General features: G+C 34.8%; 14 protein-coding genes. All 14 read right to left on the reverse strand.

The window, feature by feature from the left end; genetic code table 11:
* Positions 1 to 28 precede the first annotated feature (28 nt).
* Positions 29 to 517 (reverse strand): hypothetical protein, encoded by a 489-nt coding sequence (locus tag M2448_RS03305; RefSeq protein WP_280644859.1) that lies wholly within the window; start codon positions 515 to 517, stop codon positions 29 to 31.
* Between the two features lie 66 nt (positions 518 to 583).
* A complete protein-coding gene (miaA, locus tag M2448_RS03310; RefSeq protein WP_280644860.1) occupies positions 584 to 1,498 on the reverse strand; it encodes a tRNA (adenosine(37)-N6)-dimethylallyltransferase MiaA in 915 nt (304 codons plus the stop codon).
* Positions 1,498 to 2,049 carry a hypothetical protein gene (locus M2448_RS03315; RefSeq protein WP_280644861.1) on the reverse strand — a complete coding sequence of 184 codons (552 nt, stop codon included), beginning with the start codon at positions 2,047 to 2,049 and terminating at the stop codon, positions 1,498 to 1,500. Before M2448_RS03315 ends, miaA begins: the two co-directional genes overlap by 1 nt.
* 192 nt (positions 2,050 to 2,241) lie before the next feature.
* The gene (locus M2448_RS03320) at positions 2,242 to 3,699 is read right to left on the reverse strand and encodes an ATP-binding cassette domain-containing protein (protein WP_280644862.1); all 1,458 of its coding nucleotides are present in this window, start codon (positions 3,697 to 3,699) and stop codon (positions 2,242 to 2,244) included.
* 78 nt (positions 3,700 to 3,777) lie between these two features.
* On the reverse strand, positions 3,778 to 5,664 hold the full coding sequence (locus M2448_RS03325; RefSeq protein WP_280644863.1) for a nucleoside-diphosphate sugar epimerase/dehydratase: 1,887 nt from the start codon (positions 5,662 to 5,664) through the stop codon (positions 3,778 to 3,780).
* Between the two features lie 96 nt (positions 5,665 to 5,760).
* Complete coding sequence (locus M2448_RS03330; protein ID WP_280644864.1) at positions 5,761 to 6,180, reverse strand: WxcM-like domain-containing protein; 420 nt, start codon at positions 6,178 to 6,180, stop codon at positions 5,761 to 5,763.
* Positions 6,155 to 7,126 (reverse strand): glycosyltransferase family 4 protein, encoded by a 972-nt coding sequence (locus M2448_RS03335; RefSeq protein WP_280644865.1) that lies wholly within the window; start codon positions 7,124 to 7,126, stop codon positions 6,155 to 6,157. Before M2448_RS03335 ends, M2448_RS03330 begins: the two co-directional genes overlap by 26 nt.
* A gap of 7 nt (positions 7,127 to 7,133) precedes the next feature.
* Positions 7,134 to 8,072 carry an NAD-dependent epimerase/dehydratase family protein gene (locus tag M2448_RS03340; protein ID WP_280644866.1) on the reverse strand — a complete coding sequence of 313 codons (939 nt, stop codon included), beginning with the start codon at positions 8,070 to 8,072 and terminating at the stop codon, positions 7,134 to 7,136.
* Entirely contained in the window at positions 8,069 to 9,202 is a 1,134-nt protein-coding gene (locus M2448_RS03345) for a glycosyltransferase family 4 protein (RefSeq protein ID WP_280644867.1), read from the reverse strand. The genes M2448_RS03340 and M2448_RS03345 overlap by 4 nt, the downstream gene beginning before the upstream one ends.
* Positions 9,189 to 10,331, reverse strand: coding sequence for a hypothetical protein (locus M2448_RS03350; RefSeq protein ID WP_280644868.1), 1,143 nt, complete (start codon positions 10,329 to 10,331; stop codon positions 9,189 to 9,191). Before M2448_RS03350 ends, M2448_RS03345 begins: the two co-directional genes overlap by 14 nt.
* Positions 10,328 to 12,214 carry an asparagine synthase (glutamine-hydrolyzing) gene (gene asnB / locus M2448_RS03355; protein WP_280644869.1) on the reverse strand — a complete coding sequence of 629 codons (1,887 nt, stop codon included), beginning with the start codon at positions 12,212 to 12,214 and terminating at the stop codon, positions 10,328 to 10,330. The genes M2448_RS03350 and asnB overlap by 4 nt, the downstream gene beginning before the upstream one ends.
* Positions 12,215 to 12,217: 3 nt before the next feature.
* Positions 12,218 to 13,282 carry a glycosyltransferase family 4 protein gene (locus M2448_RS03360; protein ID WP_280644870.1) on the reverse strand — a complete coding sequence of 355 codons (1,065 nt, stop codon included), beginning with the start codon at positions 13,280 to 13,282 and terminating at the stop codon, positions 12,218 to 12,220.
* Positions 13,279 to 14,478 (reverse strand): glycosyltransferase, encoded by a 1,200-nt coding sequence (locus tag M2448_RS03365; RefSeq protein ID WP_280644871.1) that lies wholly within the window; start codon positions 14,476 to 14,478, stop codon positions 13,279 to 13,281. The genes M2448_RS03360 and M2448_RS03365 overlap by 4 nt, the downstream gene beginning before the upstream one ends.
* Entirely contained in the window at positions 14,465 to 15,517 is a 1,053-nt protein-coding gene (locus M2448_RS03370; RefSeq protein WP_280644872.1) for a glycosyltransferase, read from the reverse strand. The genes M2448_RS03365 and M2448_RS03370 overlap by 14 nt, the downstream gene beginning before the upstream one ends.
* Positions 15,518 to 15,554 lie beyond the last annotated feature (37 nt).

Genomic DNA, 15,554 nt, shown 5'->3' on the forward strand with positions numbered 1-15,554 from the left:
GTTTTTCTTATATCAAAAATCTCTCAAGTTATTCATCCCAGAAAATAGCGATTTTAAAATCGTAATCGAACAATACGGCAGGGTCTTCTACCAAGTCTGAAGCCTGAATAGTAAACCAAACACCACCGGGCTTGAATGTACAGCTTATGGTTTCTGTATATATGGCAGTGCCACCACCTGTTACAGGGACTTCATATGTATGAACAAAAGGCAAAATATGCTGAACTTCATCAGATGTTCCCGGATCTACAAAAACGGTTGCCGTCATCGCACCATCATCATATATCTTTTGTGTAAGTTCCGGAATTGCTTCATAATAGACAAAGCAACGAAGATCTGGATCCCAAGTCCAATCTGAAGATGTAGGTTGATAATACTCGCGAAGGACAAAAGCTCCTTCATAATACTCTTCTGTTATATACTCCTCTGTATAATACTCTTTAGTACATCCGGTGAATCCGACAGCAAAAATAGCTACAACCGACACCATCAATAACTTGCATAGCTTTGTTTTCATAATTTTTGGTTTTAAAATGTAATCAAAAATAGCTAATATCTCTCGATTTAACAATGAATTTATTATTTAATACAAATTTGACTTAATTTCTATTATTTGGTTTAATGCGTCCCTGTCATTCGTCTCCGACAGGTTTATCCAGTGTATTTCTTCATCACGCTTAAACCATGTCATTTGTTTACGAGAATATATACGTGAATTTTGCTTTATCTTATCTATGGCAAAATCGAGCGTCCATTCCCCATCTATATATTTGAACAGCTCTTTGTAACCTACTGTATTGAGTGAATTAAGGTGACGCTGGGGATAAAACTGTTCCGCCTCCTGCAACAGTCCGGCTTCTATCATTTCGTCTACTCGTTGGTTGATACGGGCATAAAGCTCTTCCCGTTCGCGCATCAGCCCGATCTTTATAATTTTGAAAGGGCGTGGTTTCTTCGTTTTGGTACGAAAAGATGAATACGGCTTTCCTGTCATCAGGCAGACTTCGAGTGCATGGATTACACGTTTATAATTCTTCAGGTCTACCTCATTATAGAATTCAGGGTCGAGAGCTTTCAGTTGTGCCCGTATAGGCTCCAGTCCCTCTTCTTCATAGAGCTTATACACATCTTTGCGAAGGTTTTCGTCTATAGTAGGCACATCGTCTATCCCGTTGCATAAAGCATCGATATAGAGCATAGAACCTCCCGACGCAATTACTGTATCGTGAGTCTTATGTTCCTGTATAATAAGATTTAATGCGTCCTGCTCGAATTCACTGGCACTATAGTAGTCAGTAACATTGAGCATTCCGACCAGATAATGAGGTACGCGTGATCGTTGTACGGGAGTAGGTGCGGCCGTACCTATTTCGAGGCCTTTAAAGAACTGACGCGAATCGGCCGATATGATAGGTGACTTGTAATATTCAGCAAGATCAATACTTAGTGCTGTCTTGCCCACTCCTGTAGGGCCGAGCAGTACTATCAGTTGTTTCATCAATACTCTTCGTCGCTAGGTAGCGAACCGTTATCCAATCCATCGAAACCTTCGGCATCGAGTTCGTCCATATCATAACCCTCGTCACCGTAAAAGCTTTCTCCGGTATCTATTGTATCAGTAGTAGCAACAATAGTATCAAAATCAACAGATTGCGCAGGCGGATTACCTACCGACTTAGTACATACGGCTTCTGACAAGTCCTTTCCGGTAATGATCTCACGCAGTTCCATAAAGAAAGCACGCTCAGTCATGTAATCGAATACATACATCAGCTTCTGACGCTCATCTTCCAGGAAATCACCTAATACGGAAGCCTCCATAGTGTAAGAGTCTTCGTCAGAGCTAGTATCCATTTCCACTAAAGTTATTTCCTGTTCTTTCTCCCAATCGTCGCTGCAAATGAAGAACGAAGTTATCTCCCCCTCTTCATAACCGACGGATTTGATTATCGCTTTGTGCAGATCGAAAAAAGTTGCATCTGCATCTATCTGAATTTCACGTTTGAAGTCTTCTACCTCATCCGATAAGAGTAAAAATCGAAATATCATTACTAGTTGGTTCTTTATATTTGTAGTTCAAAAATAGTAATTTTTTATATAACGTGAAATAATGTATCTGCTTATTTATAGCTATTGATACCGATCGGGCTAAAAAGAGAGTATGAAGGCTGCTATTTGGAAAAAACAAGGAAAATATACAGCCTATATTTTTCAGGAAAACAATAGTTCTCCTGCTCAGCATCAGCAAAGACTCTTTTTCGTCAGCACCAGTTGCTTATCGACCACATCAGGTATCTCATCCTGATAATGTGTAACGTATATTAGTGATTTATCTTTTCCGCAAAAATGTTCTATCAATGCTTTTATCCGCCTTTTATTTGCTATATCCAATCCATGTAACGGTTCGTCAAGGATCAGCAGATCAGGATTCTTTACAAATACGCGTGCAAGCAATACCAGCCGTTGTTCACCGGACGATATGTTCAGAAATGATACATCTTTCAGTTGCTCCACGCCAAGAAGCGCCATCCACTCCAAAGCTATTTTTCTCTGTCTCTCGTCATACTTTTTATACAATCCGATTGTATCATAGAAACCAGAACCAACAACATCGAGACAGCATACATTTTTCAAATAATAAAGATGCATCTCGGGCGAAATATACCCAATACGTTTTTTTATATCCCAGATACTTTCTCCTGTTCCGCGCTTGCGATCGAAGAGCGTTATATCGTTTGCATAAGCTTGTGGATTGTCCCCACATATCAGGCTTAGCAATGTGGACTTACCCGAGCCGTTTACTCCAAGCAATGCCCACTTCTCCCCTCTCCTCACCTGCCAGTTCAGATTGTCCAGAATTGTACGATTATCATATTTTATATGTATGTTTTTTAATACGGCAGCATATTCATATTGGGCGTTATCTACAATATAGGTAGTACTAATATTACTAATTTCTGTCTCTGCATATCCAAATAATAATTGCTGCAACTCCTTATTAGCAAGAAACTCTTTTCCTGACAAAGGGGCTAATAACTGTTTTTGATAAACAGGTAATACATTTGTTATCATATCAGGAATATCCTGGGGGTTGGATAACACTAGTACTATTTGCAGGTTGTCTAATTCGGACAAGCGGACAAATAAGTCATTCAATACAATACGGGAAGCAGCATCTAATCCTATAAACGGATTATCGAGAATCAGTATGCGAGGTTTAGACAATAGGCTTCGTACTATCAGGAATTTACGAAGTTCACCGCTGGATAATAAATTAACCTGCTTTTCCATAAGTTCAGCTATGCCAAACCATTCTACTAAAGTCGCCAGCCATTCTGCATCAACTTTTGTGACAAGATCTTTTACTAAGGGAACTTCCTGCTCATCACCCTTATTCCAACGTTGCTGATAATAGCTATTTTGGGTATCTATTATACTGTAGATATCTTTGAATGCAACACTTTTTACGACAGATGACACTGATTGCTCTCCCCCGTCCTTCTTATAACTTATCTCCCCTTCTTTAAGCGCATATTTGCCAAGCAAGAGATCAGTCAATAAAGTTTTACCCGACCCGTTAGAGCCTATTATCGCCCAATGCTCACCTTCTTTTATCTGCCAGTTGACAGGACTTACGAAACGCAGATGTTCCAAACGAGGGACTGCATCGGCTATTTTTATAATCTCTTTTTGTTGCATATATAAAAATATTTATCCGCTCTATGGTAAAATAAAGCGGATATTAAATCGTCACGACTGAGTCTAATAGTTAAGGGGTTACACCCAGATCTGAGGTTCTATAGAAGAATCGACTTTGTTTTTATCCAGAGACTCAAACTCTGAATTTTTACTGATAAATTCAGGAACAAGTGACTTCATACTTGAGACCAGCTTATACTTATTATCAGTTCTCGCATATGTAATGATCTGTTCTATTTGCGGCAATATTTCAAAGAAATGATATTCGCGTACCTTAGCCATCATTATTTTCTTATGTGAAGTAGGTTCTGTTATTTCAGAGTTGTTCAGTAGTTCCTCATACAGTTTTTCGCCCGGACGCAATCCTGAAAATTCAATCTTAATATCTTTATCCGGAACCAGACCAGCCAACTCGATCATTCGCTTAGCCATATCATATATTTTTACGGGAGCTCCCATATCGAATACGTATATATAGCCGGACTTACCTATCACAGATGCCTCCAAGACCAAACGACAGGCTTCGGGAATGGTCATAAAAAAACGAGTAATTTCAGGATCGGTCACAGTTACCGGACCTCCTTTTTCTATCTGCTTTCTGAACAATGGTATCACAGAGCCGTTACTACCCAGCACATTACCAAAGCGGGTGGTAATAAACTTAGTATTGGATGTATTTTTTCGCACATCCATCGCACAGCTTTGTACATAGATTTCAGCAATACGTTTTGTTGCACCCATTATGTTCGTTGGGTTTACAGCTTTATCTGTAGACACCATGACAAACATTTCCACCGAATTGGCTATTGCCAGATCTACCAACATTTTGGTACCAAAAACATTGGTAATAATAGCCTCACTCGGGTCTCTTTCCATGAGTGGCACATGCTTATAAGCTGCGGCATGATATATGACATTGGGGCGATATTTCTTTATAACCTGAGTCATTTTGGACTGATTGCGGATATCCCCAACAATAGTAGCATATTCAAGCTTCGGATATTTCTTTTTTAATTCGAGATCCAAATCATTCAGAGGAGTTTCCGCCTGATCAAGACAAATAATGGATTGAGGCGAAAATTCAGCTAACTGTTTTACGATCTCACTTCCAATAGAGCCAGCTGCACCGGTTACAAGTATTGTCTTATTTTTTACTTTTTCGGCTATGATATCAAAGCTGATATTAATCTCTGGCCTACCCAGCAAATCTTCTATTTGTACCGGACGAATATTGCGTCCTATATCAGACAATTGTGAAACACTGTTTATATTCACCTGCTGAGTTATATAAATGTGTGTATTCACTGATAACATCTTTTCTACATACTTGGCTTCTGTTTCTAAATCGCTCTCGGCAGTGAATAGTATATCCCTGAATTTATAACGGGTAATATCTTCCGGCTTCTCTAAGACAAAAACAGGAAGGCTCGTTAGTTTTTTCAGCTTCGAATTTGCATTGGTAGTCAGGAATCCAATTATTCTGAACTTGTTTCGTCCTGTGCTCAACAATTGGGCAAACACGACATTTTCTTCGGTAAGCCCCCAGATATATACCGGAATAGAAGGAGTATCTCCAAACTTCCTTGATAATTTCTGGTACACATATACGACAACGATACGAAAACCAAATAACCCTAACAGTGAAACAAGAAAAAGCGTACTACAGTATGCAACTGATACACTTCCAGATGGGCCTATGACTTTGTAAAGCATCATAAACACAAAAAAGTCGGAAAACAGTAAAGAAAATAAGATCCGCTGAAACTCATGTACAGTCGAGTATCGGACTATTCCTTTATAAGTTCTCAGTAATATGAAAAACAGCACATTGAAAGAAACCGTCAACACCATATATTCAATAAATACCGGGTGATGAACAATATTCAGATTTTTATATATCTGGAGTGTCAGAAAATAAGAAATAACTGTTGCAACAATGATTATGCCTGTATCTATTAGTAACACAAACCATCTACTTAGCAATCTATTTTCAAGAAATCTTTTATAAACTTTTCTTGTAATTCTATTAACCATTCTACTTTCTTTTATTAAGAGATTCCCTTAAATTGGCCAGGTATTTACATCATACCTCACATCATCGCCCTCTACTTCATCCAAGGGGAGGGTAGAAAAAGACATCAACCTCGATCCGGGCTCGAGTGACTTTATGGCATTAGCATGACCTGCCGGTATACAAAGAATCCGACTATTACCTTTTGTCAGAATTTCTTTTTGTACTTTTAGTAGTGATGATGGATTTTCCCAATTATCTATTTTCACATAAGATACTTCAAAAGAACCAATAATGCAATAGAAATACTTTGTATCGTATTTATGCCCCTGCCAACCTCTTATAGGATTTTCTGGCGAATTTTCAATAATGTAAAATCGTTCTACACCTTCAAATGAAAAATCGTTTACAAACGCGACCGTCCCCCTTTTGTCTCCATACGTGTCACCGTTTATTATATACGGATCCATTTCTAATCAAAATAAATTTAGCTGTATATATAAACAGCAAAGGTAATAAAATAATTAAAGCAACAACGATATTAACAGAATTGTCTTTACTATATAACATTATTGTAACCAATGAAACAATTCCTTGTACTACAGCATACAATAAGGCCACAATGCGGTGATCTATTTTATATTCGTTACTTAATATCTGATAAAAATGTAACCTGTGTGGTTTAAATATATTTTGTTTTAAATACAATCTATGCAGGATAGTACATATAGAATCGACCCCGTAAACGGCAAGGAAGAGTAGCCAGGCGATACTATTTGTTGTTATGACTAGTTTTACTAATATATATATAATCCAAAAGGCAATGGATATGCTGCCTATATCTCCGGCAAAACACTTGGCTTTCTTTCTATAATTGAAGAATAAAAAGATTGCACATGCAATTATAGGAAATATAAGGAAGTCGCTATCGGTAAATGCAACAACATTATTATTTACATATAGGAACGAACCAAAAACAACAATAGAATATAACCCCGTAATTCCATTTATCCCATCCATAAAATTATAGGCATTGATAATGCCCACAGAAATAATAAAGGCCAGAACTACTCCCCACCAAGGGAAGATAGAATATATCGCCAAATCATAGAAAATTATAGCAACAGAGAAAAGTTGTACCAATGCTCTCACACGACTGGGTAAGCTTTTTATATCATCATAAAAACTAATAAAACTAATAAGGGTTATTCCTGTAAAAAACAAGAAATTAGCTTTTATATGAATTAGAAAATAAATCAAAGCTGCAAACCAGATAATCACCCCTCCTCCCCGAAGAGTTATTTCTGTATGCGAACTCCGTTCATTTGGCTTATCTACTATATTATATTTGTCCGCTATCTTAAAATATAGCAGGATAAGAGTTGACAACAACAAGAAAACAACTATATAAAGCATGAAATATTTAGTTATTCTTAAATGATTTTATTGTTTTTATAATGCCATCAGATGATGTTACCGGAAGATCTTTGATGCCTAATGCCGACTTTATCTTAGTATTATCAACAATATAGTTTTCGGTTAGTTTATCCAATCGGGCTGTATTTAATGGTAAATGCAGTACATTCCCAATTTTTGCCACCATATTAATTGTTTTTTTCGGCATGTTCCATATTCTTGGTTTCCGTTCTAGCCCCAGACAAATAAGCCCTATCAATTCGTTAGTAGACAAAGGAATATCATCAGCTATATTATAAATACCTGATTCAACATTCGCCTTTGCAACTGCATCAATTATATAACACAGATTTTCGACTGAGGTAAACGATCTTTTATTTTTGAAACTACCAAGTGGATAGGGGATTCCTTTATTTATAAAGCTGTACAACAGATTCAGATTTCCTTTGTTACCGGGACCATGTATCATACATGGCCTGAATATATATACTTTTTTATCATTCCAGTCTTTCGATTGAATATATTCCTCCGCTTTTATTTTACTTTCGCCATAAGGACCTACCGGATGTGGTATAATATCTTCAGTCAATATATCACCGGGGACATAATCTGCGGCTGCTTTTACAGAACTAAAAAAGATAAACTTTTTGGAATCGGACGAAAGGAACCGGTCAAATACTTTCTGGGTCAAGCCTGTATTTATATCGAAGTAGATCTGAGCCTCACTTGTCCCTTTTACATCATGGGCTTTCCCTGCCAGGTGTATGATTGTATCCACTTCATCGAAAGGGATCGAACCCAGATCGTCCCATGAGAAATACCGGGAATATAACCCTTCTTTCTGTTGTCTGACATCGAGAGCCCACAGTGTATAACTATTTTTCAAATAGTTAACAAGATTAGTACCTACAAACCCGTAAGCTCCGGTAATTAGTATTGTCTTCATCTTTCAAGCATTTCATTGTAAATTTCTAAATGTCTTTCCACAACAGTTTCGATGGAAAATTCAGTTTCGGCCAATATACGCGAATTCAGCCCCATTCTCTCTCTTTCACTACGATCATTGATCAGTATATCCATTTTATCAGCCAATTCTTTATAGTCCTTCACCGGCACTAAGAAGCCATTATACCCATCCTGAACGCATTCCCGGCATCCCTGTGTATCTGTTGTAACAATAGGGCGTCCTACTGCACAAGCTTCGATCAGGGACTTTGGTAGTCCTTCTCTGTATGAAGGCAGAACAACTATATCTGCATTCTTCAAAGCTGAGAATATATCTTTTTCAAAGCCTGTCCACATGAGATATGGGGGGGCCATCATCTTTACTAAATCTTCTTCTTTTATTCCGGCCAGATTATGCGTATCACAATCACCCATTAAAATAAACTCGGCTTTATTTTCCAGCTTTTCTTTCAAAATCTTAGCTGCCTCAATAAATTCAACCACTCCTTTATCATACAAAATCCGGGCAGGGAGAATTACCCTTACTTTATCCTTCTCTTCTTCTTTTTGATAAGAGAACTGATTCAGATCAACTCCCGAGCCTTTAATCAAATGAATATGATTATCAGGAGCAAAATCCAATCCGGAAAAGTCATCTACATCATTCGGATTCTGAAATATATAATGGAAACTATTGCTTTTAAAGGCAAGCTTCATCATGGATTTGATAACCGTCTGTTTCAATCCTTTCCGCTCATCGGTAAAATTATATCCAAACCCGCTTATCGCATTCACTACATTCTTTTTCTTCGTAAGCTTCGCTGCAAGGCTTCCCAACAAGCTGGCCTTCAGAGTTACATGATGAATAACATCAGGGCTTTCCTGTTTATATAATTTTCTGAGTATATGAACACATTTCAACTCGTGTAATGGATTCGCTCCGGAACGGTCGAATGGTATATCTATAAACTTCAAGCCATGCTGTTCAATCTCATTTTTCCTTCCGGTATCTCTGGCCGCAATGGTAACATCATAGCCATTCTTCTTTGCAGCAAGAGCTATAGGGAGTCTATGGGAAAGGAAAAACCAATCGACGTTGACGGTAATAATTAGATGCCTATTTTTTTCCATCCAATTTACATTTTGCATTATAAGAGAACGACCACAGGATATAAATAAGCAATCCGGGCAGAAACATATTCCGCATACGAATAATAATACCTAAGTTACTCATTAATGAACAGAATATAAGAGATCCTACCAGAAGAAATATAAATAACCCTTGAATAATTATAGGGGCAGAACGAAATGTCCTCATCGGATGATTCCTTATAACATATATGCTAAGTATTAACAACAACAAATTCTCAAAAGATATAATCAAAGCGGCAAAGCCATTTATATCGAAGAACAGAGGTCTATATAAAAAAGAGAAAAACTTTAGTGGATAAGGATAAGATGATATATCTATCGCAGAACCTGCTCCCTGAGCCATATTTTCTGCAGTTTTATCACTAAACTGATCTACTTCAGACAAGCTGTCCAGTTTAAAATGCTCCATAACAGAAGGTAACAGAACAAGTGCTACTGTAACAAAAAGCACTGACAACAAGATTCTTTTCGATTTAGAAATATGAGACGAAATAAAAAACACAAATCCAAATGAAAATATCAGGATTAAAGTAATATGAGGCCTGACTAAATATGATAATATTAATGCGAAAGCCATCAATGGGAGATATTTCTTGATATCAGTCAAGCTATATGCGAACGCTCCTATACAAAAAAACAGTAACGAATCTTTACCAATTGCGACTGACCAAAGATGTAAATTTGGCAAGAAAAACAGTAATGGGAAGAGGTATATCCCCTTTATTTTCACATTATAAGGGATATATCTTACCGCAATTTGATAAAAATAGACCATACCAATATAGCCTACTAAAGAAAATAATATTGTGACAGAGAGATAGGAAAGACCTAAAAGATTGGTTGGAATATAAGTTATTGCATTAACAAAATATGTTCCGCTCTTCATTATATATTCCCAAAACTCGGCGGAGGTCATATTATTTGCCTCTACCCAGTAAGTATATGAGTCCACTCTCAAAAAAAAAGAATAATACACACTGAAAATCAAATGGTACATCCATAAAATTTTCAGACTAAGTCTATCTTCTTGGGAAACATTTAGAAAAGTCGGTATAAGTAACCCTAATATAAATAACAAGAATAAAAATACTACATCTATTAATATCATTTCATATATATATTTTTATACCATTTTTGAAAACAAAAGAATGTCCAAACCTTAAATGTATTATCTTCTTTTTTATTTATATGATTATGAACCATTATTTTTATATATTCCTGATTAAAAATATTTTGTTCTCTTAAGAAATCATCATCAATATAATCAAGTAATTCATTTTTTAACCCTTCTCTTAACCAATCCCCAACAGGAACTCCAAACCCTTGTTTTGGCTGTTCGAAAAAATTGGTTGGAAAGTATTGCTCGAAAGATTTTTTTAGTAGGTACTTCTTGTTGAATCCTTTTATCAAATAATTTTCAGGTAATTGATTTGTAAAATCCCACATTTTTTTATTCAAAAAAGGAGATCTACATTCCAGAGAAGCGAGCATGCTTGTACGGTCAACTTTTACCAACATATCTCCTTCTAAACTTAAGAATCTATCAATCAGTCTGAAGCTATGAAGATTATTGTTGCTGATATTAAGCTTATTTTTATAATAATCTATAGGATTATCTAATTTGATATCAGCTAGCAGTCGAAGCACTTCTTCACTAGAGAACCCTAATGATATTATTTTATAATAGAAATCTCTATCGTAATCGATTGCTTCTAAAAGTTTTTTTATTTTAAACCGATAACCTCTATTGTCTGTTTTTACTTTCAATAAAGGGCTAGCAATATTTTTAAAAAAAGGAAAAATCCCCGAAGGCATTATATTTGTAAAGGCAGAATTAAATTTACCAATATAATATTTATTGTACCCTCCAAAAACTTCATCTCCACCGTCACCTGTAAGAACTGCCTTTACTGTTGATCGAGCTTTCTGTGCAACTAAATAAGTGGCTAAAGCAGATGAGTCAGCAAAGGGTTCATCAAAATTTAACAGAATATCATCAATATGCTCATATAAATCAATTTCCGATATTGTAAATTCATGATGATTACTATTGATAAGTTTAGCTACTATTTTTGCTTTTTCAGATTCGTCAAATTTTTTATTCTTAAATCCAATAGAAAAAGTGTCAATTTGAGTATTAGTATTATTGGCCAAAGCCCATGAGACAATCGATGAATCAACTCCACCTGAAAGAAATGTACCAATAGGAACATCCGCTATAGCTCTCGACATCACACTTTCATTTACATTTTGAAAACATATCTTGCAAGCATTATCCCAACTTAAATCATTATACTCACTCTTATTTTCAGCATATATAGTAGTACTACTGGTTTCTTTCGAAACTAAATCTAATACTAATACTGTATTAGGCTCTAATTTATAAACACTTTCATATATAGTATAAGGAGCTGGAATATAAGTTAATTGAAAAAATAATTTCAGGGCGTCCTGAGATAGAATTAACTCTGTTTTTTCTACGACATTTACAATACTTTTTAATTCGGATGCCCAATAGAAAACAGAATCTGTTTGATAATAATACAAAGGCTTCTCTCCGAAAAAGTCTCTTGCTAATATAATTTTATTATTTCTTTTATCATAAATTGCAAAAGCATACATTCCATCTAACCTATGAAATGAATCTATACCATAACGTTCATACAAACGCAGTATAACTTCTGTATCTGAATTTGTATTGAATGTACTCCCCTCCTCTAACAACTCATTTTTCAGTACCAGATAATTATAAATTTCTCCATTAAATACAATTATAATATCATCATTCTCATTCTTAATTGGCTGTTTCCCGGTTGACAAATCAATAATTGATAGTCTCCGCATTCCTAAAGCAACAGAAGTATCACCCTTCTCTATATAAGTCCCATCATCATCAGGTCCCCGGTGGATAATATGAGTATTCATTGATTCTATTTTGTCTGAGATAGAATCATCATATTTATGAACTATTATACCGTTAATACCACACATTAGCTATTTTTTTAAGAAAATTGTATTATAAATTTCAATATAATTATTTACCTGCCTTTGCACAGAATATTTACTCTCTACCAATTGACGTCCTTTTATTCCATGTGATTTTCGTAGACTCAGATCAATTATATATTGCTCTAATCTTTTGTACCATTCATTTTCTTCCTGCACTAAAAATCCGCTATCACCATTTATCACAATATCATTATTTGCCCCAACAGAAGAGGCTATAACAGGTAAACCACATCCCATATACTGAATAAGCTTATATCCACATTTTCCTTTTTCCCAGTATCCATCTTCTAATGGCATGATTCCTACATCAAAAGTCAAAATAGAATTAACTTCATTCTCTTCACTCCATTCAATATGAACTTCATTTTCACCCAAACCAAGCAATTCTTTTGCTCCTACTATATTCAAATAGATGCCGTAATTCTCTATTAGTCTATTCAGTACATTTTTTAAAGGATATAAATATCTGAAAGTAGATTTTGTTCCTATCCATCCTATGACAAATTTACTCTCATCCTCTTTTTCTTTTATTTCGTATCTGTTCAGGTCAATTACAGTTGGTATTACTTGTACTCTTTTTGCTCCGGCAATATGAGCTCTTTCTGCTAGATAGTTATTACCTGCAATAACCATATAGCTATATTTCATTACCTTATCAATTTTTCTTCCTATAAAAAAACGAAAAATTGAACTTGAATTCATTTCATATTTATGAAATATTGCATCATCATAGTCAACAATATACTTAACACCTAACATTTTCAGTAAATATTCAGTCCAAGCCGGCAGATACGGAAACAGCTCATACTCTATAAAAACTACTTTGTTTCGGATATTTTTCAGTATGAAAAAAAATCTTTTTAGGTAAGACCACAAAATTAACAATTTTACAGATTTCCCATCATACATGTTATTTAAGTATTTATCATCAAAGAGCGGAGAAACCTCAATATTATAACCCATCTGTTCTAAATAAGGAAAATACTGATAACTTCGCAATCTGCTACTAGCACCCTTTCTTGTATATTTTGTATAATATAGTATTTTCATAGATTTAAATACTCTATTACATGACAATAATCTTCCATACTTTTTCTTAAAGAAAATATACTTTTAGCAAAAGTTGAAATTTTAGGTCTCTCCCATTTTTCATTTTCCAACCACAGGCATGCCTTCTCTACTCTTGAAGTGTCCGAATGATCGTATATAAAACAACCTTCTAGATCACTTAAAATATCTTCCGTATCCCCAATTCCTTTCGAAGCAATTACAGGCAGACCTGCTAATAAATATTCTCCTATCTTTATTGGAGATACACCCATCATGCTATATAAAGGCTTTCTTATTGCAAAAGCAATATCTGCAGCATTCAAATAATCTATAACTTCTGAATTTGAAACTGATTTTAGAATAATATTTCCTATCATATTATCAGGTATCAAACCGTTAAGATAAGATATATTTCCTGATAAAATTAAAAATTGTGATTTTTCATTATGTTCCAAATATTTCTCAAATATATTAAGCATTTCCTCAATACAATATTGAGCTCCAAGTGAACCACTATACACAAATAACATCGTATTTGATTCTAAACCCAATAAATTTCTGATTTCTATTCTCTTCTTTAAGTCAATCTTAAAAATATTAGTATCTATACCGTTGGTGACCTTAAAGAACTTATCCCTATAACTTTCCCCTATATTTCTAACATGTATATCAATGGCTTTATTTGTTCTTGTTATTATAGCATCAGCCGATCTTAATATTTTAGTTTCTGCATTTTTGAATATTCTATATTGGAGACTATTTTTTTTCAGATTTGAAAAATCAACTCTTTCTTCTATGGGCAACCCATCTGCGTCAAAGATAATTCTTATTTTTTTCAGGTTTAATGAATTGATCATTATTGCCGGAAAAGTACTTCTCGGCATAACAATGTCAATATTATTATCAAATATATATTTTTCCAGAGCATTTCTTCCATTCCATAATGTATATAAACTACCTAGTATGGGATGAAGCTTTCGTTGTATGCGATAACTATTATATATTACACCTAGAGATATCGCTTTCTCCTTTATTAGATATACTCTTTCGTCATTAGCCCAAGTAAATTGTAGTACATGAAATTCATATTGAGATTTAAATTTGGTTATTTCATGAAAGATGGGCATAAAAAGCCCCTCCATATATGTTGTTTGTGGACTATCCCATGTAATGAAGAGGAGTTTAGTCTTTTGCATATATATCCATTAATTGATTTATATGTTCCTCTAACGAATATTTTAGAGCCGTCTCATGCCCTTTCATTCCTACACACACTCTTTCTTCTACAGATAAAGACATTATATGTTTAATCTTTATATATAATGCCTCTTGATTTTGAGGAGGAACCAGCCATCCATTATATCCATCTTCTATAATTTCTTCTGCAGCGCCAACTGTTGTTGATAAAGATGGAGTTCCTGAAAACATCGCTTCAATTAATGAATTGGAAAAGCCTTCAGACAAAGAGTTGAGGATGAATAAATCTGTATTCATAAAGAAAGGATATGGATTTGACTGATAACCAGCAAAAATGACATCCAATTTATTTTTATTTACAATATTTTCCAAGACTTCTTTTGAACTTCCATCACCAACAATCGTATAATGTATATTGTACCCTTCAGCATTGAGCCTTTCTATTACCAATAACACATCCTTTATATTTTTAACAGGCTCTAAACGGGATACGGAAACAATACAAAATTTCGAGTGCATTTCCCTAGATATATCTATAGGTGGAAATATAATTGGATTATATATTTTTGCTATTTTCTTCAACGAAACTTTATTCTCTTTAATTAAATAATTTACAACATTATTAGAATTTCCGACAATGTGATCTGATATTTTATATATAAAATTAAAAAATGTCTTAGCTACTATACTTTGTGTTGGAATACCTATTTCTTCTGAAACAATAGTTTGTACACCGGCCAATTTCGCAGCTAATATCCCATGAAAATTTGCCTCCGCTCCAGATGTATGAACAACATCGGGCTTCTCTTTTGAAAAAAAAATGTAAAGTTTCCATATAGTAATAAGACTTGGGATTTTATAGGGAAGACCAAAAACATAAACTGACTTATTCTGTTTTCTTATCTTTCTTTCTGCATCCCCTCCCTTATTTATAGCACAAAAAAGCCAATTATTATCATCCTTAACATGAGATAAGTTCACAAATCGGCTTTCAATACCTCCAAAATCTAAGAAAGTTGTTAATCTAACTATTTTCATTTATTCAAAATATAAGCAGGATTGCCAACAACAATTG

The organism is Dysgonomonas sp. PF1-14 (genome assembly GCF_029892965.1).
Taxonomy (GTDB): domain Bacteria; phylum Bacteroidota; class Bacteroidia; order Bacteroidales; family Dysgonomonadaceae; genus Dysgonomonas.

Coding starts and splice junctions, on each gene's coding strand:
- M2448_RS03305 (WP_280644859.1), bottom strand. CDS start 517: ATGAAAACAAAGCTATGCAAGTTATTGATGGTGTCGGTTGTAGCTATT.
- miaA (WP_280644860.1), bottom strand. CDS start 1,498: ATGAAACAACTGATAGTACTGCTCGGCCCTACAGGAGTGGGCAAGACA.
- M2448_RS03315 (WP_280644861.1), bottom strand. CDS start 2,049: ATGATATTTCGATTTTTACTCTTATCGGATGAGGTAGAAGACTTCAAA.
- M2448_RS03320 (WP_280644862.1), bottom strand. CDS start 3,699: ATGCAACAAAAAGAGATTATAAAAATAGCCGATGCAGTCCCTCGTTTG.
- M2448_RS03330 (WP_280644864.1), bottom strand. CDS start 6,180: ATGGATCCGTATATAATAAACGGTGACACGTATGGAGACAAAAGGGGG.
- M2448_RS03335 (WP_280644865.1), bottom strand. CDS start 7,126: ATGCTTTATATAGTTGTTTTCTTGTTGTTGTCAACTCTTATCCTGCTA.
- M2448_RS03340 (WP_280644866.1), bottom strand. CDS start 8,072: ATGAAGACAATACTAATTACCGGAGCTTACGGGTTTGTAGGTACTAAT.
- M2448_RS03345 (WP_280644867.1), bottom strand. CDS start 9,202: ATGGAAAAAAATAGGCATCTAATTATTACCGTCAACGTCGATTGGTTT.
- M2448_RS03350 (WP_280644868.1), bottom strand. CDS start 10,331: ATGATATTAATAGATGTAGTATTTTTATTCTTGTTATTTATATTAGGG.
- asnB (WP_280644869.1), bottom strand. CDS start 12,214: ATGTGTGGTATTAACGGTATAATAGTTCATAAATATGATGATTCTATC.
- M2448_RS03360 (WP_280644870.1), bottom strand. CDS start 13,282: ATGAAAATACTATATTATACAAAATATACAAGAAAGGGTGCTAGTAGC.
- M2448_RS03365 (WP_280644871.1), bottom strand. CDS start 14,478: ATGCAAAAGACTAAACTCCTCTTCATTACATGGGATAGTCCACAAACA.
- M2448_RS03370 (WP_280644872.1), bottom strand. CDS start 15,517: ATGAAAATAGTTAGATTAACAACTTTCTTAGATTTTGGAGGTATTGAA.